Source organism: Bradyrhizobium sp. USDA 4353, assembly GCF_054063215.1.
This window is the reverse complement of record NZ_JBSSGB010000001.1, coordinates 2,078,594-2,097,587: the sequence shown is the minus strand read 5'-3', so window position 1 is coordinate 2,097,587 and position 18,994 is coordinate 2,078,594. Positions and strand designations below refer to the sequence as shown.

The 18,994-nt window shown below is 67.1% G+C and carries 14 protein-coding genes; 9 read left to right on the top strand and 5 right to left on the bottom strand.

Features of this window, described 5'->3' with window-relative positions; genetic code table 11:
- Window positions 1-186 precede the first annotated feature (186 nt).
- The 3 genes from ACVILH_RS09365 to ACVILH_RS09355 are packed head-to-tail and all read left to right on the top strand — an operon-like array spanning window position 187 to window position 3,340.
- A complete protein-coding gene (locus tag ACVILH_RS09365; RefSeq protein WP_456712638.1) occupies window positions 187-1,413 on the top strand; it encodes an acyl-CoA dehydrogenase family protein in 1,227 nt (408 codons plus the stop codon).
- A 43-nt stretch (window positions 1,414-1,456) separates the two neighbouring features.
- Window positions 1,457-2,419, top strand: coding sequence for an amino acid--[acyl-carrier-protein] ligase (locus ACVILH_RS09360; protein ID WP_456712637.1), 963 nt, complete (start codon window positions 1,457-1,459; stop codon window positions 2,417-2,419).
- A 36-nt stretch (window positions 2,420-2,455) separates the two neighbouring features.
- Complete coding sequence (locus tag ACVILH_RS09355) at window positions 2,456-3,340, top strand: acyl-CoA acyltransferase (protein WP_456712636.1); 885 nt, start codon at window positions 2,456-2,458, stop codon at window positions 3,338-3,340.
- Between the two features lies 1 nt (window position 3,341).
- On the opposite strand, the gene ACVILH_RS09350 is transcribed toward ACVILH_RS09355, so the two are convergent.
- Entirely contained in the window at window positions 3,342-4,229 is an 888-nt protein-coding gene (locus ACVILH_RS09350; RefSeq protein WP_456712635.1) for a branched-chain amino acid aminotransferase, read from the bottom strand.
- A 140-nt stretch (window positions 4,230-4,369) separates the two neighbouring features.
- Between ACVILH_RS09350 and ACVILH_RS09345 the strand changes: the two genes are divergently transcribed.
- From ACVILH_RS09345 to metA, 3 genes are all read left to right on the top strand, one after another.
- Window positions 4,370-5,323, top strand: a complete 954-nt coding sequence (locus ACVILH_RS09345; RefSeq protein WP_456712634.1) for an alpha/beta hydrolase — start codon at window positions 4,370-4,372, stop codon at window positions 5,321-5,323.
- 147 nt (window positions 5,324-5,470) lie between these two features.
- Entirely contained in the window at window positions 5,471-6,769 is a 1,299-nt protein-coding gene (locus tag ACVILH_RS09340) for an O-acetylhomoserine aminocarboxypropyltransferase/cysteine synthase family protein (protein WP_456712633.1), read from the top strand.
- A 12-nt stretch (window positions 6,770-6,781) separates the two neighbouring features.
- Complete coding sequence (metA, locus tag ACVILH_RS09335; RefSeq protein WP_456712632.1) at window positions 6,782-7,759, top strand: homoserine O-succinyltransferase MetA; 978 nt, start codon at window positions 6,782-6,784, stop codon at window positions 7,757-7,759.
- 12 nt (window positions 7,760-7,771) lie between these two features.
- Here the strand turns inward: metA and putA are convergent, their stop codons facing one another.
- Window positions 7,772-10,867, bottom strand: a complete 3,096-nt coding sequence (gene putA / locus ACVILH_RS09330; protein WP_456712631.1) for a bifunctional proline dehydrogenase/L-glutamate gamma-semialdehyde dehydrogenase PutA — start codon at window positions 10,865-10,867, stop codon at window positions 7,772-7,774.
- Window positions 10,868-10,971: 104 nt separating this feature from the next.
- On the opposite strand from putA, the gene ACVILH_RS09325 reads away from it, so the two are divergent.
- Window positions 10,972-12,219 carry a DUF763 domain-containing protein gene (locus tag ACVILH_RS09325; RefSeq protein ID WP_456712630.1) on the top strand — a complete coding sequence of 416 codons (1,248 nt, stop codon included), beginning with the start codon at window positions 10,972-10,974 and terminating at the stop codon, window positions 12,217-12,219.
- A 4-nt stretch (window positions 12,220-12,223) separates the two neighbouring features.
- Complete coding sequence (locus tag ACVILH_RS09320) at window positions 12,224-12,685, top strand: NUDIX domain-containing protein (RefSeq protein ID WP_456712629.1); 462 nt, start codon at window positions 12,224-12,226, stop codon at window positions 12,683-12,685.
- A 25-nt stretch (window positions 12,686-12,710) separates the two neighbouring features.
- Here the strand turns inward: ACVILH_RS09320 and ACVILH_RS09315 are convergent, their stop codons facing one another.
- The 3 genes from ACVILH_RS09315 to ACVILH_RS09305 all read right to left on the bottom strand — a co-directional run bounded on the left by ACVILH_RS09315 (window position 12,711) and on the right by ACVILH_RS09305 (window position 17,737).
- Entirely contained in the window at window positions 12,711-14,408 is a 1,698-nt protein-coding gene (locus ACVILH_RS09315; protein ID WP_456712628.1) for a methyl-accepting chemotaxis protein, read from the bottom strand.
- Between the two features lie 799 nt (window positions 14,409-15,207).
- Window positions 15,208-16,413 carry an MFS transporter gene (locus ACVILH_RS09310; RefSeq protein ID WP_456712627.1) on the bottom strand — a complete coding sequence of 402 codons (1,206 nt, stop codon included), beginning with the start codon at window positions 16,411-16,413 and terminating at the stop codon, window positions 15,208-15,210.
- 133 nt (window positions 16,414-16,546) lie between these two features.
- Window positions 16,547-17,737 carry an MFS transporter gene (locus ACVILH_RS09305; RefSeq protein WP_456712626.1) on the bottom strand — a complete coding sequence of 397 codons (1,191 nt, stop codon included), beginning with the start codon at window positions 17,735-17,737 and terminating at the stop codon, window positions 16,547-16,549.
- A gap of 186 nt (window positions 17,738-17,923) precedes the next feature.
- Between ACVILH_RS09305 and ACVILH_RS09300 the strand changes: the two genes are divergently transcribed.
- Window positions 17,924-18,982: an SDR family NAD(P)-dependent oxidoreductase gene (locus ACVILH_RS09300; protein ID WP_456712625.1), complete on the top strand. Its 1,059-nt coding sequence runs from the start codon at window positions 17,924-17,926 to the stop codon at window positions 18,980-18,982.
- Window positions 18,983-18,994: the final 12 nt, after the last annotated feature.

The following is an 18,994-nucleotide window of genomic DNA, read 5'->3' as shown; positions in this document are numbered from 1 at the left end:
AAATTGACTGGCGCCGGAAACTGAGAATTAACCCCGGCCCCGTGATTTCACGGCGTTTACCCTGAATTTCGTCGACGCATTTGAATCAAATCCATACCCTGCGTTGTGGTGCAGGGCATCGATGCACGTGCTGACAGGCGCGGCCCCGATCTCTCAACAAGGCAAAATCCGGAGCACAGATCGGTCATGACACTCCAGGGAACCGCACTTCGTCCTCCCGTCTCCGACGATGATGAGAGCCTGCTGCTCGATCGCAGCTCCCTGTTTGTCCAGCGTAGCAATGCGGTTGCCGCGCAAGCCGCCGCCGAGGCCGAAGACGTCGATCGTGACGGCCGCTTTCCGAAGGCCGCAATCGATGCCGCGCGTGAGCACAGGCTGCTCGGCATGCAAATCCCGGTCGAGTTCGGCGGCTTCGGCGCATCGGTCCACGACATCGCCGACGTCTGCTATGCGCTGGGACGCGCCTGCGCCTCCAGCGCCATGATCTTTGCCATGCACCAGACCAAGGTGGCCTGCCTCGTGCGCCACGGCCGCGGCAACGCCTATATGGAATCGCTGATGCGCCGCATCGCATCCGAGCAGCTTTTGATGGCCTCCTCCACCACCGAAGGGCAGAATGGCGGCAACATCCGCGCCAGCGCGGCCGCCGTCGGACATGACGGCGACCGCATCACTCTGCTGCGCGACGCCACCGTGATTTCCTACGGCGCCGAGGCCGACGGCCTCGTCACGATCGCCCGTCGCGCCGATGGCGCGGCCGCGTCCGATCAAGTTCTGCTGGCCCTCACCAAGGACGATTACACGATCGCGCGAACGCAGGGCTGGGAGACGCTCGGCATGCGGGGCACCTGCTCGACCGGCTTCGAGCTCAAGGTCGACTGTCCGTCCGACCGGGTGTTCTCCGAGGCTTATGACCGTATTCACGCCCAGACCATGACCCCGTTCGCGCATCTCTGCTGGTCATCCGCCTGGGCAGGCATTGCCGCCGCAGCGGTGCAGCGTGCGCAGAAGTTTCTCCGCAAGGCGGCCCGCGGCGCCGGCGGACAGATGCCGCCAGCTGCCGCGCATTACACGGCGGCGAAGATGGCACTGGCGCGGCTGCGCGCGATGCTCGTCACCACCATGGATGCGTTCGCGGCCCACGAATATGACGAGCGGGCGCTGAGCTCGCTCGATTTCCAGTCGACCATCACCCTTCTCAAGGTTCAGGCCTCCGAGCTTGCTGTCGAGACCGTAATGCATGCGATGCGCGCCTGCGGCCTGTCCGGCTATCGCAATGATGGCGAGTTCTCCATCGGTCGACATCTGCGCGACGTGCTGTCGGCGCCGATCATGATCAACAATGATCGCATCCTGACCAATATCGCGACCGCCAATTTGATGAGCGCGGTGCCGAACTCGCTCTACGAGTGATCTCATCGCTCGCTTGCCTGTTTTCCATTTAGGGATTTGAGACATGACCATTCCCGTTCTGCCGCAGTCGCCCGAAATTGCCCCTCAGCCGGTCGACGCCCTGGACCATCTCACCGATGCCCTGTTCCACCGCATGGGCGCGGACGGCGTCTATGCCCGCACCGCTCTGTATGAAGGCGTGGTCGAGCAGCTCGCCGCGCTGATCACGCGCCATCGCGAGCCCGGCACCGAGGTGATGCGCTTCCCGCCGGTGATGAGCCGGGCGCAGCTGGAGAAATCCGGCTATCTGAAGAGCTTCCCGAATCTGCTCGGCTGCGTCTGCGGCCTGCACGGCACCGAGCGCGACATTCACGAGGCCGTCGCTTGCTTCGACAAAGGCGGCGACTGGACGACGTCGCTGTCCCCCGCCGATCTCGTGCTGTCGCCGGCCGCCTGCTATCCCGTCTATCCGATCGCCGCCAGCCGCGGCGCGCTGCCTGTCGGTGGCCTGCGTTTCGACGTCGCCGCCGATTGCTTCCGCCGCGAGCCGTCGCGGCATCTCGACCGGCTGCAATCGTTCCGGATGCGCGAATATGTCTGCATCGGCACGCCCGACGACGTCTCGGCCTTCCGCGATCGCTGGATGACGAAGGCGCAGGCGATCGCCAGGGATCTCGGCCTGTCGTTCCGCGTCGATCACGCCAGCGACCCGTTCTTCGGCCGTGTCGGCCAGATGAAGGCGGTCAGCCAGAAGCAGCAGTCGCTGAAGTTCGAGCTGCTGGTGCCGCTGCGCTCCGAGGAGCAGCCGACGGCATGCATGAGCTTCAACTATCACCGTGAGCATTTCGGCACCACCTGGGGCATTGCCGATGCCGATGGTGCGCCCGCGCATACCGGCTGCGTGGCCTTCGGCATGGACCGGCTCGCGGTAGCGCTGTTCCACACCCACGGCATCGATCTCACGCGCTGGCCCGCGCGCGTCCGCGAGGCGCTGCGACTGGAGCAGCAGGCTGTTCCCGTCGGCTAGCGCAGCGCTCGTCGTCGGAGATCGGCAAAGCAGCTCATGACCGCGCTCAAGCCAGTGATCCGGTGCCGCGAGATCGGAGCGTCCGATCTCGATGCGGTGGCCGATCTCTTGACGCGCGGCTTCCCACGACGCTCGCGCGACTATTGGTCGAGCGGGTTGCGACGGCAGGCGAACCGGGCCGTGCCCGACGGCTATCCACGTTACGGCTACCTGCTGGATCACGACGGCTCCGCCGTCGGCGTGCTGCTCCTGATCTACAGCGATCGCGGTACGCCGGGAGAGCCGCGCATCTGGTGCAACCTGTCGAGCTGGTATGTCGAGCCCGCCTTTCGCAACTATGCGACCATGCTGACGCGCATCGCGCAGCGGCGGCCCGAGGTGACCTACGTCAACATCAGCGCCGCAAGGCCGACTTGGCCGATCGTCGAGGCGCAGGGTTTTCGCGCCTATGGCCGGGGCCTGTTCTTCTCGTTGCCGCTGCTGTCGACCGCCGGCCTCGGTTCGCCGATCGACCGGATCGAGGCGTACGCCGCGAGTGTGGACGGCATTCCGCCGGATGAAGCCGAATTGCTCATCCGGCACGCCCGCTATGGCTGTCTCAGCGTTATCGTTCGATCGAAGACGGGTCCTATTCCCCTGGTCCTCCAGAAATTCCGCATCCGGCAAGGGCGCTTCGCGTTGCCTGCGATGCAGCTGATCTATTGCCGCGACATCTCCGACTACGTGCGATGCGCAGGAGCAATCGGCCGGCTTCTGCTGCTGCGACGCGGCTGCGTCTCCGTCGTGACTGGCGCCAATGAGCCGATCGACGGCCTCATCGGCGTCTACACCGAACGCAGAGGCCGAAAGTACATCAAGGGCCCGCAGCCGCCGCGGCTCGGTGATCTCAGTGACACCGAGCTTCCGCTCTATGGCGCCTGACCTAGGCGGCGGCTCTGACGGAATGCGCAAAGTCCCAATAAAGCCTCCGCGCCCGGCTGAACACCGGGCCGATCGGCAGCGTCCTGTCGTCGATGCGGAGGACAGGGGCGACCTTGGCGAAGTTGCCGGATGAGAAGATCTCGTCGGCTGCCAGGAAATCCTCGTAGCGCAGGGTGGTCTCGACCACGCTGACGCCGTCGCCGCGCAGCAGCTCGATCACGCGCTGGCGGGTGATGCCGTTGAGGAACGTGCCGTTCGGCACCGGCGTGAACACGACGCCGTCCTTGACCATGAACACGTTGGCATTGCCGAACTCGGCGACGTTGCCGAGCATGTCCAGCATGAGGCAATTGTTGAAGCCGCGCGAGGCGGCCTCGATCAGCGCCCGCGAATTGTTCGGGTAGAGGCAGGCGGCCTTGGCATCCACCGGCGCGCATTCGGCGGTCGGCCGCCGGAATGGCGACAGCGTGATCGCATTGCCGGTCGGCTGCGGCATTGGCGCCTCGTAGATGCACAGGCACCAGTTGGTGGTCTCGGGATCGAACAGCACGCCGCCGCCGGCGCCATGCTGCGCCCAATACATCGGGCGGATGTAGAGCTCCGCATTGGCGCCGAACCGCGCAATGCCTTCGCGCGCCAGCCCCATCCAGGTCCTCACATCGACGACCGGCTTGAGCCGGAAATTGACGGCCGACTGATTGACCCGCGCGCAGTGACGGTCGAGGTCCGGCGTGACGCCCTCGAAGGCCCGCGCGCCATCGAACACGGTCGATGCCAGCCAGGTCGCATGGGTCCGCACGCCCATGATCGGCGCATTGCCCTCGCGCCATTCGCCATCGAAGAACGTCCAGGTCTGCGAGTAGCTGACAGGCTTGACGATGGCGGTCATAGCGGTGCTCCCGTTCAACAGATATCGATCCTGCCGTTCTGGCGTGGATATTTTAAGGATCTGCTTGCCGCGCGGCCACTCATGATCGATTCACGCTTGGCTGCCACAATGGCCGCCGTCTTGGTTAACCTGGAACCCCGATGCCGCTCGATCCTCGCGCTCAGCGCCTGCTGACAATGGTCGCTGCTACCGGGACCGGAGTTCGAGAGCGGCCGAGCCCCGAGCAACGCAGGCAGTCGCTCGCGAAGCTGATGCAGTTCTCGCGCAATGATCTTGGCCCCGTGGTCGCGCGGGACGCGCAGCTCGTCACCTCTGCAGGCCCGCTCAGCTATCGCTTGTATACGCCGGCTGCAGAGAGCAAAACTGACGACGGCGCGCTCCCTGGCTTCGTCTATTTTCATGGCGGCGGACTCGTTGCAGGCAGCATCGAGACCCACGACAAGGTCGCGGCAGCGCTGTCGGTGGTCTCGGGCTGCCGGCTGCTCTCGATCGACTATCGCCTCGCGCCGGAGCACACGTTCCCGGCTGCCTTCGACGATGCAATGGCCGCGGTCGAATTCGTCTTCGATCAGGCGACGACGCTTGGAATCGATGGCAACCGTGTTGTGGTCGGCGGCGATTCCGCCGGCGCGACCCTCGCGGCCGCGGTGTGCCAGGCTCTGTCTGGCCGTCTGCCGATTTCCGCACAATGTCTCATCTGTCCCGTGTTGGATTTCGCCACGGCGTGGCCGTCGCGCGAGCACTATGGGAGCGGCTATCTGATCGATGCAGCGACCTGGCAGGCCGACCTCGCCGACTATCTTCCCGAGGGAATTGCTCTGGACGATCCGAGGATCTCTCCCCTGCGCGCGACCGTCCTGGCCGGATTGCCGTCCGCAGTCATCCACACCGCGGAATTCGATCCGATGCGGGACGAAGGCAACGCCTATGCCGAGCGGCTCACGGCCGCCGGTGTCCGCGTCACGCACGTCTGCCATGACGGCATGGTTCATAATTTTCACGCGCTCGGCACGATCCTGCCGCAGGCCAAGCCGGCTCTGGACCTAATCGGCCGGCAGTTGCGATCGCTGCTGCAGGACTCCGGCTCGCGCTAATTCAACGTAACCCGGCGAGATATCGTTAGGGTTATTTCGTCGTTGTTGTCGCGAATTATGGACCGCTTTACCGCCACGCTCATACAAATCGGTCACTCGCGGAATACGAGCGGCCTGCAGACAACGATGCAGGAGCGGAGATCGCCGATGCGCAACGAGACGATTGCAATCCACGCCGGCTACGAGCCCGAAGGCACGACCAAAGCCGTTGCGGTCCCGATCTATCAGACCGCTGCCTATGCGTTCGACAGCGCCGATCACGGCGCCGCCCTGTTCAACCTCGAAGTCGAAGGCTATCGCTACAGCCGCATCTCCAATCCCACGACGGCCGTGCTGGAGAAGCGCGTCGCCGAGCTCGAAGGCGGCGTCGGCGCGCTCGCGGTCGGCACCGGCCAGGCGGCGCTGCATTTCGCGTTCGTCAATCTCGCCGATGGCGGCGGCAACATCGTCTCGGTGCCGCAGCTCTACGGCACGACGCATACGCTGCTCGGCCACATCCTGCCGCGCCAGGGCATCACCGGACGCTTTGCCGAAAGTGATCAGCCGGACGCAATCGAGCGGCTGATCGACGAGAACACCAAGGCGGTGTTCGCCGAGACGATCGGCAACCCTGCCGGCAATGTCTGCGACATCGAGGCGCTGGCTAAGGTCGCACATCGCAACGGCGTGCCGCTGATCGTCGACAACACGGTCGCGACGCCCATCCTGCTGCGGCCTTTCGACTACGGCGCCGACATCGCGGTGCATTCGCTGACCAAATTCCTCGGCGGCCATGGCACGACGCTGGGGGGCATGCTGGTCGACAGCGGCAACTTCCCCTGGAAGGATCACGCCGACCGCTTCCCGGCCTTCAGCCAGCCGGACACGTCCTATCACGGCATGGTCTACACCGACCATTTCGGCCGTAGCGCCTACATCCAGCGCGCGCGCAGCGTCTACCAGCGCACGATGGGCGCGGTGCTGTCGCCGTTCAACGCCTTCCTGCTGTTGCAGGGCATCGAGACCGTGGCGCTGCGCATGGAGCGTCACGTCGAGAATGCGCGCAAGGTCGCGGACTTCCTGCGCAACGACCCGCGCGTCGCGTGGGTCAACTATGCCGGCTTCCCGGAAAGCCCGTACTACCCGCTGGTGCAGAAATATCTCGACGGCCGCGCCTCCTCGCTGTTCACCTTCGGCATCAAGGGCGGCATGGAGGCCGGCAAGGCGTTCTACGACGCGCTCAAGCTGATCACGCGGCTGGTCAATATCGGCGATGCGAAGTCTCTCGCCTGCCATCCGGCCTCGACCACGCACCGGCAGATGCCGCCGGAGGATCAGCGCAAGGCCGGCGTGTTGCCCGAGGCGATCCGGCTGTCGATCGGGATCGAGCACATCAGCGACATCATCGAGGATCTCGACCAGGCGCTGGCGCAGGCCTGTCCGCGTCAGCTGGACGCCGCGGAGTAGAGCGCTCAGCCGATGACCCTGCTGTTCGACAGAGATCGCAGGATCACCAGCCCTGCCCTCGCGCCCGCCGGCGGCGAGCGGCGCCTGCGCGACCCGATCGAGCTCACGATCGGGCTCGTCAACAACATGCCGGACAGCGCGCTGAAGGCAACCGACCTACAGATCGCGCGGCTGCTGCAGCAATCGGCGCCGTGGCACGTCCGCATCCGTCTGCACTGCTTCTCGCTGCCGTCGATCGCACGCTCGCCTGCGGCCAGCAGCCACGTCGCCCAGAGCTACACCGACATCGACCGGCTCGATGGCCTCGGCATCGATGGCCTGATCGTCACCGGCGCCGAGCCCGTCGCAGCGAGGCTGCGTGATGAGCCGTATTGGCCGGACCTGACGTCCCTCATCGACTGGGCCAGGACCAACACCAAGACGACGATCTGGTCCTGCCTCGCCGCGCATGCCGCGGTGCTGCATCTCGACGACATCGAGCGGCAGCGGCTGGCCCACAAATGCTCCGGCGTCTTCGACTGCGTCAAGGTCCGGGACGACTGGCTGACTCGAGGCATCGATACGCCGCTGCAGGTGCCGCACTCCCGTCTCAACGCCGTCAACGAGCCGCTGCTGGCGGAGCGCGGCTACGACATCCTGACCCGGTCGGCCGAGGTCGGCGTCGACATCTTTGCGCGGGAGATGCCGAGCCGCTTCGTGTTCTTCCAGGGCCATCCCGAATATGACGCGCTGTCGCTGCAGCGTGAATACATGCGCGACATCGCGCGGTATCTCGCCGGGCAGCGCGACGACTATCCGCGGATGCCGAAATCCTATTTCAGCGCCGAGACCGAGGCGGTGCTGAACGCATTCGAGCTGCGCGCCAAGGCGCGGCGCGATCCGACCTTGGCCGCCGAGCTGCCTGGCCTGACGCTTCGCCCGGATCTCGCCGCCGGCCACGCGGCCAAGCTCCTGTTCAGGAACTGGATCGGCTATCTCGCCGACGGCTAGCGCCATCGCGCGTCATCCTTTCTCGCCCAGCGAGGCCAACGCGGCATTGCCGCCCGCGGCTGCGGTGTTGATCGTCAGCGTCTGCTCGGTCGCGAAGCGCGCGAGATAATGCGGCCCGCCGGCCTTCGGCCCCGTTCCCGACAGCCCGCAGCCGCCAAATGGCTGCACGCCGACGACGGCGCCGATCATGTTGCGGTTGACGTAGATGTTGCCGATCGGAAGCTCACCGACGCGGTCAGCGAGCTGGCTGATGCGCGAATGCAGGCCGAAGGTCAGACCATATCCCGACGCGGCGATCGCCTGCAGCATGCGCTCGAGATCCTCGCCGCGATAGCGCACCACGTGGAGGACGGGGCCGAACACCTCCTGCTCCAGCTCCTCAGGCCGCTGCAGCTCGAACACATGCGGCGCCACGAAGCAGCCGGTGTCCGGCGAGGATCCAGCGTAATGCACGCGCGCGCTGACCTTCATGCGCGCGATGTGCTGATCCAGCCGCGCCTTGGCCTCCCGGTCGATCACCGGGCCGATATGGGTCGACACATCGCGGGGGTCGCCAATCCGCAGCTCGCGCGCCGCGCCTGCGATCATCGCGATGATGTCGTCGGCGACATCATCCTGCAAACACAGAAGCCGCAGCGCCGAGCAACGCTGGCCGGCCGAGCGGAACGCCGAGGTGACGACGTCGTCGGTCACCTGCTCGGCTAAAGCGGTCGAGTCGACCAGCATCGCATTGATGCCGCCGGTCTCCGCGATCAGCGGCAGGATCGGCCCCTTGCGGTTGGCGAGCGCGATGTTGATCGCGCGCGCCGTCTCATACGAGCCGGTGAAGACCACGCCTGCGATCGCCGGGTGGTCGACGAGGCGAGCGCCGGCGGCGCCATCACCCGGAACGAGCTGCAGCGCCGAGGCCGCGATGCCCGCCTCATGTAGCAGCCGCACCGTCTCGGCTGCGATCAGCGGCGTCTGCTCGGCCGGCTTGGCGACGACGATATTGCCGGCCATCAGCGCCGCAGCGATCTGTCCGATGAAGATGGCGAGCGGAAAATTCCATGGCGAGATCGCAACGAAGACGCCGCGCGGGCGCAGCCGCAATGCATTCGACTCGCCGGTCGGTCCGGGCAGGCCGAGCTCGGCGCCGAACAGCGCTTCCCCTTCGGCGGCATAGTAGCGGCAGAAGTCCACCGCCTCGCGGATCTCGGCGATGGCATCGTCGATGGTCTTGCCGGCCTCGATAGCCAGCAGATGAATGAGACGCGCCCGGCGCTGCTCGATGATGTCAGCCGCGCGCCGCAACGCCTTGGCGCGTTGGGCGGCGGTGGTCATTCGCCAGGACGCCAAGCCGCCGACTGCCGCCGCAACCGCGCGTTCGACCACGGCCGCATCGGCCTCAACGACTGTGCCGGCGATCACGCCCGAGTCGAACGGACTCGTGAGCTGACGCGGCGTACCGTCCTGGGCGATGCCGTCGATGATCGGCGAGGCCGCGGCCGGTGCGGCGCCAGCTCGCACGATCTCGGCACGCATGGCATTCAGCGAGGCGTGATGGCCGAGCTCGATGCCCTGCGAGTTACGACGCGTCGGACCGTAGAGATCGCGCGGCCGCACGATATGCGGATGACGGGCGGCTTCCGGCCTGCCGATGATCTCGGCCTCGCTCGTCACCAACTGCTCGATCGGCACATTCGGATCGGCCGCCACCGAGACGAACGAGGAGTTGGCCCCGTTCTCGAGCAGGCGGCGAACGAGATAGGCCAGGAGATCGCGATGCTGCCCGACCGGCGCATAGGTGCGGCAGGCGATGTCGGGATGCAGCTCGCGCAAGCTCGCATACAGCGGATCGCCCATGCCATGCAGCCGCTGGAACTCGTAGCCGCCGCTACCGCCGGCCTCATGCACGATATGCGCGACCGTCAGCGCGTTGTGGGTTGCGAATTGCGGGAAGATGCGGCTGCGCTGCGCCAGCAGTTGGCGCGCGCAGGCGAGGTAGTTCAGATCGGTCATCGCCTTGCGGGTGAAGACCGGATAGTCGTCGAGCCCGCGCTCCTGCGCGCGCTTGATCTCGGTGTCCCAATAGGCGCCCTTGACCAGCCGGACCATGAAGCGGCGATCGTGCTTTGCGGCAAGGTCCGCGACGAAGGCGATGACCTTGTCGGCGCGCTTCTGATAAGCCTGGATCGCAAGACCGAAGCCCTCCCAACCGGCGAGAGCAGGATCAGCCACGACCTTCGCAATCACCGCCATCGACAGGTCGAGCCGGTCGGCTTCCTCGGCATCGACGGTGAAGTTCAGGTCGTACGACTTGGCCTGCCTCGCGAGATCGATGACCATCGGCACCAGCTCGCGCAGCACGCGGTCGCGGCTGATCTCCTCATAGCGCGGATGCAGCGCCGACAGCTTGACCGAGATGCCCGGACGCTCCGGCAACGCCGCGTTGCCGGCGGCACGCCCGATCGCCGCGATCGCCGCCGCATAGGACTGCCGGTAGCGCGCGGCATCATTGGCGGTGCGGGCGCCTTCGCCGAGCATGTCGAAGGAATAGCGGAACAGCCGACCGGTGCCGGAATTGGCACGGTCGAGCGCCTGGGCGATGGTCTCGCCGAGCACGAAATGGCTGCCAAGCAGCTTCATCGCCTGCCGCGCGGCAGTGCGCACCGTCGGCAGGCCCAGGCGGCGCGCGAGGCCGGCGACCACGCTCTCAGGCGTCTCGTCCGGCGCGATCACGCGCGCGGCGAGGCCGAGCGCCCAGGCCGAGGCGGTGACCAGAGGCGTGTGCGACTTGACCTCGTGATGCAGGAAGTCGCTACGGCCGAGCTTGTCCTCGATCAGCCGGTCGGCGGTGTCGTCGCCAGGCACCCGCAGCAGCGCCTCGGCCAGCACCATCAAAGCGAGGCCCTCATTGGTGGAGAGCGAATATTCCTGCAGGAAATCGTCGATGCCACCGAAGCGCGAGGCCTTGGCGCGGAGGCCCTCGATCAGCCGCCGCGCGGTGGCCTTGACGGCGGGTAGGTCGGCGGCGTCCTGGGTGCGCAGCAGGCGGTCGGCGATTGCGACATCGTCCTCGGCATAGGCCGGTGAGAAGACGGTGTCGGCAGGCTGCGCGTTGGTCATGCGGCGTCGTGCTCCGAGCGCGTGCGCTTGCGGTCAAACTTTGTGATCCACCGCTGCACGCCGTCTGATACATTGGCGCAGCAGTTCCCCAGCGCAAGGATTCCATGGCCCGTCGCACCGGCAGCGCCGATCTTCCACTCCATTCCGGGCGCGTCCCGGCTTGGCTCGGCATGCGCATGTCCGCGCTCGGCGCCATCATCACGCAAGCCATCGTGCATCATTACGGCCGCGATGAATTCCTCGCGCGGCTGTCGCACCCGTTCTGGTTCCAGTCGTTCGGCGCCGTGATGGGCATGGACTGGCATTCCTCGGGGATCACCACCAGCGTGATCGGCGCGCTCAAGCGCGGGCTGAAGCCGCTCTCGTCTGAGCTCGGCATCTACGTCTGCGGCGGCCGCGGCGAGCATTCGCGCAAGACGCCGGACGAGCTGCGGCTGCTCAGCGACCATCTGGGACTCGACGGCGAAGGTCTCGTGCGCACCAGCAAGCTCGTCGCCAAGGTCGACAGCGCCGCCGTGCAGGACGGCTTCGACCTCTATCTGCACGGCTTCTTCGTCACCGCGGACGGCAAATGGACCGTCGTGCAGCAGGGCATGAATGGCGAGGCGCGCCAGGCCCGGCGCTATCACTGGCATTCTCCCGACATTGCCGACTTCGTCGACGCGCCGCACAGCGCGATCGACGGTCCGGCGCAGGGCGAGATCGTCAATCTCACCGACAAGCGCGCGGCGCCGTCGCGCAACGCGCAGCTCGAGCTGCTCGCCGAGCTCGGCCCCGACCGTGTCGTCACCGAGTTCGAGCGGCTGAGCACGCCGGCGCCGATGCAAGCGCAAGCGATGCTGCCGCATCTTATCATGCCCGATCATCACGACGTCAGGCCGAAGGACGTGTTCGCCCGCCGGCTGCACGGCACCTTGGCGGCCGCCGCCGAGCGCGGCCCGGTCGATTTTCCCGAGCTGCTGCTGACACCCGGCGTCGGCGCCCGCACCGTGCGCTCGCTGGCGATGGTCGCCGAGGTCGTGCATGGCGCGCCGTATCGGTTCACCGATCCGGCGCGGTTCTCGCTGGCGCATGGCGGCAAGGATCGGCATCCCTATCCCGTGCCCATCAAGGTCTATGACGAGACCATCCGCGTGCTGAAATCCGCGGTCGGCAATGCCAAGCTCGGCCGCGACGAGGCGATGGCGGCGCTGAAGCGGCTCGACGACCAGGCGCGGCGGCTGGAGCGCACCGCGACCGGCCCTTCGCTCGACGCCTTCATCGCCACCGAGCGGGCCGCCTCGCCCGAGCTCGATGGACGATCGGTGTTCGGCTGGGAGCGCGACCTCATCCAGCGCACCGGCGAGGCCTGAGAGCATGCCGGCGCGCAGCGCGGGCGTGCTCGCCTTTCGCCGTCGGGGCGGCACGCTCGAGGTGCTGCTGGTGCATCCGGGCGGGCCGTTCTGGCGCAACAAGGATCTCGGCGCCTGGTCGATCCCGAAGGGCGAATTCACTGCCGGCGAGGCCGCCGAGGCGGTGGCGCGGCGCGAATTCGCCGAGGAGCTCGGCACCGAGTTGACGGCGCCGCTGCTGCCGCTCGGCGAGATCCGGCAGCGCGGCGGCAAGGTGGTCGAGGCCTTCGCCGCCGAGACCGATCTCAATGCCGAGGCGATCACCAGCAACGAATTCGAGCTTGAATGGCCGCCGCGCAGCGGTCGTCTGCAGCGCTTTCCCGAGGTCGACCGCGCCGCCTGGTTCGATCTCGCCCAGGCGAGAGTCCGCATCAATCCGGCGCAAGCCGCGCTGCTCGATCGTCTCACTGACATCGGCGGAGGGTGAGCGATCACCATCCGCCGCCGCGGCCTCAGGCCGCCCGGACGTTGCCGAGGAATCGTCCGGTCTGGCTCTTCAGCTGATCCGACTGGCTGCCGAGCTGGGCCGCCGCACTCAACACCTGCGCCGCCGCCGCGCCGACCTGCCCCGAGGCTTCGCGCACGCCGACGATGTGCTGCATGACGCCTTGCGTGCCCTGCGCCGCCTGCTGCACGCTGCGGGCGATCTCCTTGGTGGCGACGCCCTGCTCCTCGACCGCCGCGGCGATGGTCTCGGTGATCTCGTTCATCTGCCCGATCGTGGTGCCGATCTCGCGGATCGCGGTCACGGTCGAGGTGGTGGCGTCGCGGATCGCCTCGATCTGGCTGGTGATCTCCTCGGTCGCCTTGGCGGTCTGCGCCGACAGCGCCTTGACCTCATTGGCGACGACCGCGAAGCCCTTGCCCGCTTCGCCTGCGCGTGCCGATTCGATGGTGGCGTTCAGCGCCAGCAGATTGGTCTGGCCGGCGATGGTCTGGATCAGCGCCATCACCTCGCCGATCTTCTGCGAGGCGTGGACCAGACGCGTGACCATGGATTCGGTCCGGGTCGCCTGCTCGACCGCGTTCTGCGCGATCGACGACGACTGCGTGACTTGCTTGGCGATCTCCTGGATCGACGACGACAACTGCTCGGCCGAGGCCGACACGGTCTGGACGTTCTTGGCGGTCTGCTCGGCGGCCGCGGCGACCTTGGCGCTCTGGTCTGACGTGCCGGAGACGATGCTCGACATCGACTGCGCCGAGGTCTGCAGCTCGCCGGCCGCGCTCGTCGTGGTCTGGATCACGCCGCCGATCGAGCGCTCGAACTCGTCAGCGATGCGCGCCAGCACCGCCCGCCGCTCCTCGGCGGCCTGCTGCTTCGCCAATTCCTGCTCGGCCCTGATGCGCTCGCTCTCGGCGAGATGGTCCTTGAGGATCTGCAGGCTGCGCGCCATGCGGCCGATCTCGTTGCGGCGATCGGTGAACGGCACCTCGAAGCCGAGATGGCCCTTGGTCAGCTCGTCCATCACGGCGCAGGTCTGGTCGAGCGGAACGACGACGCTGCGTCCGAGCCAGAAGGCGGTGATCGCGGCGATCAGCAGCCCGGCAAGGGCGCCGAGGCCGGCCCACAGCGCGCGCTGATAGACGGCGGCATCGATGTCGTCGACATAGACGCCGGCCTGGATCGCCAGCATCTTGTCGCCGCTGCCATAGGCGCCGACATAGGACATCTTCGGCAGCTCGGGGCCGCCACTGGCGCGCGGCACCTGGTACTCGACGAAGCCGCCGCCGGCCCGCGCGGCGCGGACGATGTCCTGGATCAGGTACTTCTTGTTCGCATCCTGGTAGTTCCAGCGATTGACGTTGATATACTCACGCTTGGCGTGGACATAGGTGACGCCCGCATCCGACGGCCCGGTGCCATAGACGCCGAGATAGTCGTTGTACGGACCCCAGCGCATCGCGCCGATCGCAGCGAAGGCCTGCTGGCGGGCCTCGTCCGCGGACATCTTTCCGGAGGCCGCAGCAGCGTCATAATAACTGAGAACCTTGACGGCGGAGTCCACGAGGTTGCGGACCATGGCCTGCCGCTCCTCGATGACGGTTCCACGCAGCATCAGGATCTGCATGGCAGAGACGGCGAACAGAGCGATCGACATCACGGCAATGATCGCCGCGAGACGCTGATAGACAGTCAGGTGTCGCATTTTCTGGTTCTCGTTGCAGGGACTGTATGCACGATACCAAGCTCACATTAATGGTTTGCTATCTGTGCGCCCGTGCGCCGATGGACTAATTAGTCTTTAGCAGCAGAAAAATCCGATTGCGCGAGGCGCTTCGCGAGCACAACCGCCCAACATCCCTTTTTCGTCTCGGAAACTAACATACGATGGGCTCGCCGCGGTGGCCGGTTCAGGCGCTCGTCTCATGGCTTTACGGCCTCGCGACGCGCAGAGCGACCAAGCTTTGTGCAACGAAGCCCTCATCTCATCGAGGGCGCAGGGAAGACCAGGCCTCGGCTGATTCCTGCGGCCCCCGTGCGACAAGGAATGCACGGGGCAGGAACCACAGGTTCAGCCAGCGCGACCCGGCCTTCCCTGCGCAATGGTGTTACGGCTGCTTCGCACTCTCCCCGGGGACCGGCGTTCTTGCCCCCGTTTGCAGCACCGCGCGGAATGCACGTTGCGCAGACATCAGCTTCGGGATGCCAGGACCATGCGACTTGACCGTCCGTGCCGGCGCCGCTCGTCAGTCGGCGCCTGCCCGTCCATCGCATCCTGCCTCAACGCTCCTGACGATGCGCAGCGCCCCTCGTCGATGAAGCCGGACGGGGACAATCAACCACAAATTCCGATAAAACGAAAGCGCAAAGTTTGCGCTGCCTCGTGCGGATGTGCCGATGCCCTTGACGCCGCTTGCAAACTTCGTTGTCCGGCGCAGGGCGACGGCGCGCATCAGCGCTCGCCGGTCGTCTGCGCGCCCTGCCCGACGGGCGACTCAGCAGCATTAAGATGACGCCGTCACCTGCGCAGGCCGGCGCTGCCGCAACAGCAGCAGCATCGCCACCGCGGCGCAGGAGCAGACCAGACTGAGCGCCAGCGGCGCATTGCTGCCGTAGCGGGTCAGAAGCTCGACCAGGATCGGGGCCGACACCGCCGACAGCACGTTCATCGGCAGGCCGATCTGCGCCGAGGCCTTGGCGAACGCCGCCTTGTCATAGAACACCAGCGGCATGGTCGCGCGGGCCACTGCGAGCGCGCCGGTGCCGAGGCCGTAGACCAGCATGAACATCGCAATCGCGACATGCGAGCCGTGGCTCAGCATCAGCAGCAGCATGGCGGCCGGCAGCGCCAGACCGGCGACGATCGCGGTGGTGATGCCGTCCCAGCGGCCGCCGCCGAGGAAGTCGATCGCGCGGGCGCTGATCTGGATCACGCCCAGCATCGAGCCGAAGGCGATCGCCTCCGCCGGCGAGAGGCCCTCGGCCTTCAGGAGCTCGATCAGCACGGCGCCCATGCCGAAGGCGACGAACGCGTTGAGGCCGGAGGCGCCGACCAGCAGATAGAAGGTGCTGCGCGCCGGCGTAGCGGCAGGCGCCCGCGCGGCCGCGCCCGAGTCAGCCGGCAGATGATCATGGACCCGGCGCGGCAGCAGGAACACGAACAGCGGCAGCGACACCAGGATCAAGAGGCCGGCATAGACGAGGCAGGTGCTGCGCCAGCCGATATGCGCCGACAGCGCCGACGTCACCGGCCAGAAGATGCTGCTCGATAATCCCGTCACCAGCATCAGCGCGCCGATGGCCCGGCCCGCGCGCCGCCCGGCGATCTCGTTGAGCACGATGTAGGAGGCGGTCGAGAGCGTGGCGCTGCCGGCGATGCCGAGCAGCAGCCAGGCCGCGTAATAGGTCAGCGGCCCCTGCGCGACCGACAGCAGCACATAGCCGGGCGCCGCCAGCACCGTGCCTGCGATCATGACGCGGCGGCCGCCCTGCTTGATGAACGGCCGCGCCAGGAGCGGCGAGCACAGCCCCATCGACATGTACAGCACGGTCGTGCTGGCGAAGATCGCGGTCAGGTCCATCTCCAGGTCCGCCGCCATGGCCCGGCCGATCACCGCCGGCAGGCTGAGCGTGCCCCAGGCAATCAGCTGGGTGACGGCCAGCACGATCAGGACGCGCAGGATGGAGGGATCGGCGATGACGGGGGGCATGCGGGTGATGTGGGCATTGCAGGGAGGGAGCGCCGGGCACGAGGCGGGGCGCGCGGATGCTTTTTAATGCATTCGCGCCGCCCCAGTCCCGCTGTTTCGGAATTGCCCCCTGCCTGGGATGGGGTGCTGGAGCCTATGCGGCCGCCATCGCATGCCCCGGCCGGCGTCGGCGCAGCATCAGCAGCATGAGGAAAGCCGCCGACGAGAACACCAGGATGAGGGCCAGCAGGGCGTTGCTGCCGTAGCTGGTGAGAAGCCAAGCCAAAACTGGCGCTGAGACGGCAGACAACAGGTTGAGCGGCAGCGCGATCTGCGCCGATGCCTTGGCGAAGGCGGCCTTGTCATAGAACACCAGCGGCATGGTCGCGCGGGCCACCGCCAACGCGCCGCTGCCGAGGCCATAGACCAGGATGAAGACAGCCACCATGGCATGGGAGCCGCCGGCCAGCATCAGAAGCAGCATCGACAGCGGCAGCGCCAGACCTGCCGTCAGTGCGGTGGTGAGGCCGTCCCAGCGGCCGCCGCCGACAAAATCCAGCGCGCGGGCGCTGATCTGGACGACGCCGAGCATCGAGCCGAAGCCGATCGCCTCTCCAGGGCTGAGCCCCTCGGCCTTCAGCAGCTCGATCAGCACGGCGCTCAATCCCATCGAGACGAAGGCGTTGAGGCCGATCGCAGCCACCAGCAGATGGAACGTGCTGCGTGCCGACGCAGGATGGGCGACCGCGGGGGTGTCGGATGCGGTGGCCGGCCGATCGGCCGGGCGCGCCGGCAAGACCAGGACGAGGAGCGGCAGCGAGACCAGCAGCAGCAAACCAGCATAGACGAGACAGGTGCCGCGCCAGCCGACATGGGCGGCGATAGCGGAGCTGACCGGCCAGAAGATGCTGCTCGACAGGCCGGTTACAAGCATCAGCGCGCCGATTGCCTGGCGGGCGCGCGGGCCGGCGATTTCGTTCAGCACCACATAAGCCGCGGTCGAGAGCGTCGCGCTGCCGGCGATCCCGAGCAGAAGCCATGCGGCGTAATAGGAGACCGGCCCCTGCGCAGCCGACAACAGCACCAGGCCGGGCGCACTCAGCAGCGTGCCGGCGACCATCACCCGCCGGCCGCCATGGCGGACGAACGGCTGCGCCAGCAGCGGAGAGCACACGCCCATCGCAACATAGAGCACGGAGGAGCCGGCGAAGATCGCCGCCAGCGTCATGTCCAGATCCGCAGCCATGGCACGGCTGAGCACGGCCGGCAGGCCGAGCGTGCCCCAGCCGATGAGCTGGGTCACCGCCAGCACCATGAGAGCCGTCCGGACCTCCTTCTGCGCCATCACCCGTGTCACTCCGTTCAAAGCCACGGCCGCACACTAGATCTGCCGCATGACATCGGAGCAGGCATGCCTGCGGCCTTGTTTAGAAGATCTCCACCATCACCGGACGGACCGAACATCGACCAGCCGACTGGAACGGCGCTGCGGACGGACGGTTGTCGAGAACCGCCAGCTGGAGAGCGCGCCATGCCTGCCTACAACATCTTTCGCCGCGGACTTCTCAAGGGCACGGCGGCGGCGACCGCTTTCGCGGTGCTCAACCAGGCGTCGGCGCAGACGGGCGCGGGCGGCAATCAGGGCGGCCGCACCGACACCGGGCCGCGCGAGCTGCACGGCCAGCCCGTGCCCGAGCCGCCGCCGGAGAAGAGCGCCGGGCCAATCCGGCCCGGGCGTGGCTCGTCCCTCGCCGGCAAGGTCGCCGTCGTCACCGGCGCGGCGCGTGGCATCGGGCGATCGATCGCGGTGGAGATGGCGGCCAATGGCGCCGATGTGGTCGCACTCGACATTGCCGGACCGGTCTCGACTGCGTCGAACGCGGCACCCGCGACGCCTGAGGATCTCGCCGAGACGGTGCGTCAGATCATGGCCTATGGAAGCCGCGGCGAGAGCATCCGCGCCGATATCCGGGACATCGCCGCACTGCGCGCCGCCGCCGATCATGTCGAGCAGACCTATGGCAAGATCGACATCGTCGTCGCCGACGCCGCGATCCAGCGCTGGAAGCCGCTGTTGGAGATGGAGGACAGCGACTGGCGCGACGTGATCGACAACAATCTCAACGGCACCGCCAACACCATCCGCGCCTTCGCGCCGAAGATGGTCGCGCGCAAGACCGGCCGCATCATCGTGCTGTCGTCGATGCAAGGCAAGCACGGCACCCGCGATGCATCGAGCTACTCGGCGTCGAAATGGGGCATTCTCGGGCTGATGAAGTCCGCCGCGCTCGAGCTCGGCCAGCACAACATCACGGTGAACGCGCTGATCCCCGGCCTCGTCGACACCGCGCTGACACGTTACGACGCACGCCTGAGCGAGGCGATCCGCGAGACCGGCCGCGAGGCGCCGGCGAATCCAACGCCGCAGCAGGCGTGGGATGCGCGCGCGCCGACCGTGCCGCTCAAGGTCGGCTGGCTGCAGCCCGATGACATCTCGCCGGCCGCCGTGTTCCTCGCCTCCGACGCGGCCGCGATGGTCACGGGCGCCGAGTATGAGGTGACGGGAGGCGATAGCGCGAAGGATGTGTGAGCACGGCGACGG

Coding starts and splice junctions, on each gene's coding strand:
- ACVILH_RS09365 (WP_456712638.1), top strand. CDS start 187: ATGACACTCCAGGGAACCGCACTTCGTCCTCCCGTCTCCGACGATGAT.
- ACVILH_RS09360 (WP_456712637.1), top strand. CDS start 1,457: ATGACCATTCCCGTTCTGCCGCAGTCGCCCGAAATTGCCCCTCAGCCG.
- ACVILH_RS09355 (WP_456712636.1), top strand. CDS start 2,456: ATGACCGCGCTCAAGCCAGTGATCCGGTGCCGCGAGATCGGAGCGTCC.
- ACVILH_RS09350 (WP_456712635.1), bottom strand. CDS start 4,229: ATGACCGCCATCGTCAAGCCTGTCAGCTACTCGCAGACCTGGACGTTC.
- ACVILH_RS09345 (WP_456712634.1), top strand. CDS start 4,370: ATGCCGCTCGATCCTCGCGCTCAGCGCCTGCTGACAATGGTCGCTGCT.
- ACVILH_RS09340 (WP_456712633.1), top strand. CDS start 5,471: ATGCGCAACGAGACGATTGCAATCCACGCCGGCTACGAGCCCGAAGGC.
- metA (WP_456712632.1), top strand. CDS start 6,782: ATGACCCTGCTGTTCGACAGAGATCGCAGGATCACCAGCCCTGCCCTC.
- putA (WP_456712631.1), bottom strand. CDS start 10,867: ATGACCAACGCGCAGCCTGCCGACACCGTCTTCTCACCGGCCTATGCC.
- ACVILH_RS09325 (WP_456712630.1), top strand. CDS start 10,972: ATGGCCCGTCGCACCGGCAGCGCCGATCTTCCACTCCATTCCGGGCGC.
- ACVILH_RS09320 (WP_456712629.1), top strand. CDS start 12,224: ATGCCGGCGCGCAGCGCGGGCGTGCTCGCCTTTCGCCGTCGGGGCGGC.
- ACVILH_RS09315 (WP_456712628.1), bottom strand. CDS start 14,408: ATGCGACACCTGACTGTCTATCAGCGTCTCGCGGCGATCATTGCCGTG.
- ACVILH_RS09310 (WP_456712627.1), bottom strand. CDS start 16,413: ATGCCCCCCGTCATCGCCGATCCCTCCATCCTGCGCGTCCTGATCGTG.
- ACVILH_RS09305 (WP_456712626.1), bottom strand. CDS start 17,737: ATGGCGCAGAAGGAGGTCCGGACGGCTCTCATGGTGCTGGCGGTGACC.
- ACVILH_RS09300 (WP_456712625.1), top strand. CDS start 17,924: ATGCCTGCCTACAACATCTTTCGCCGCGGACTTCTCAAGGGCACGGCG.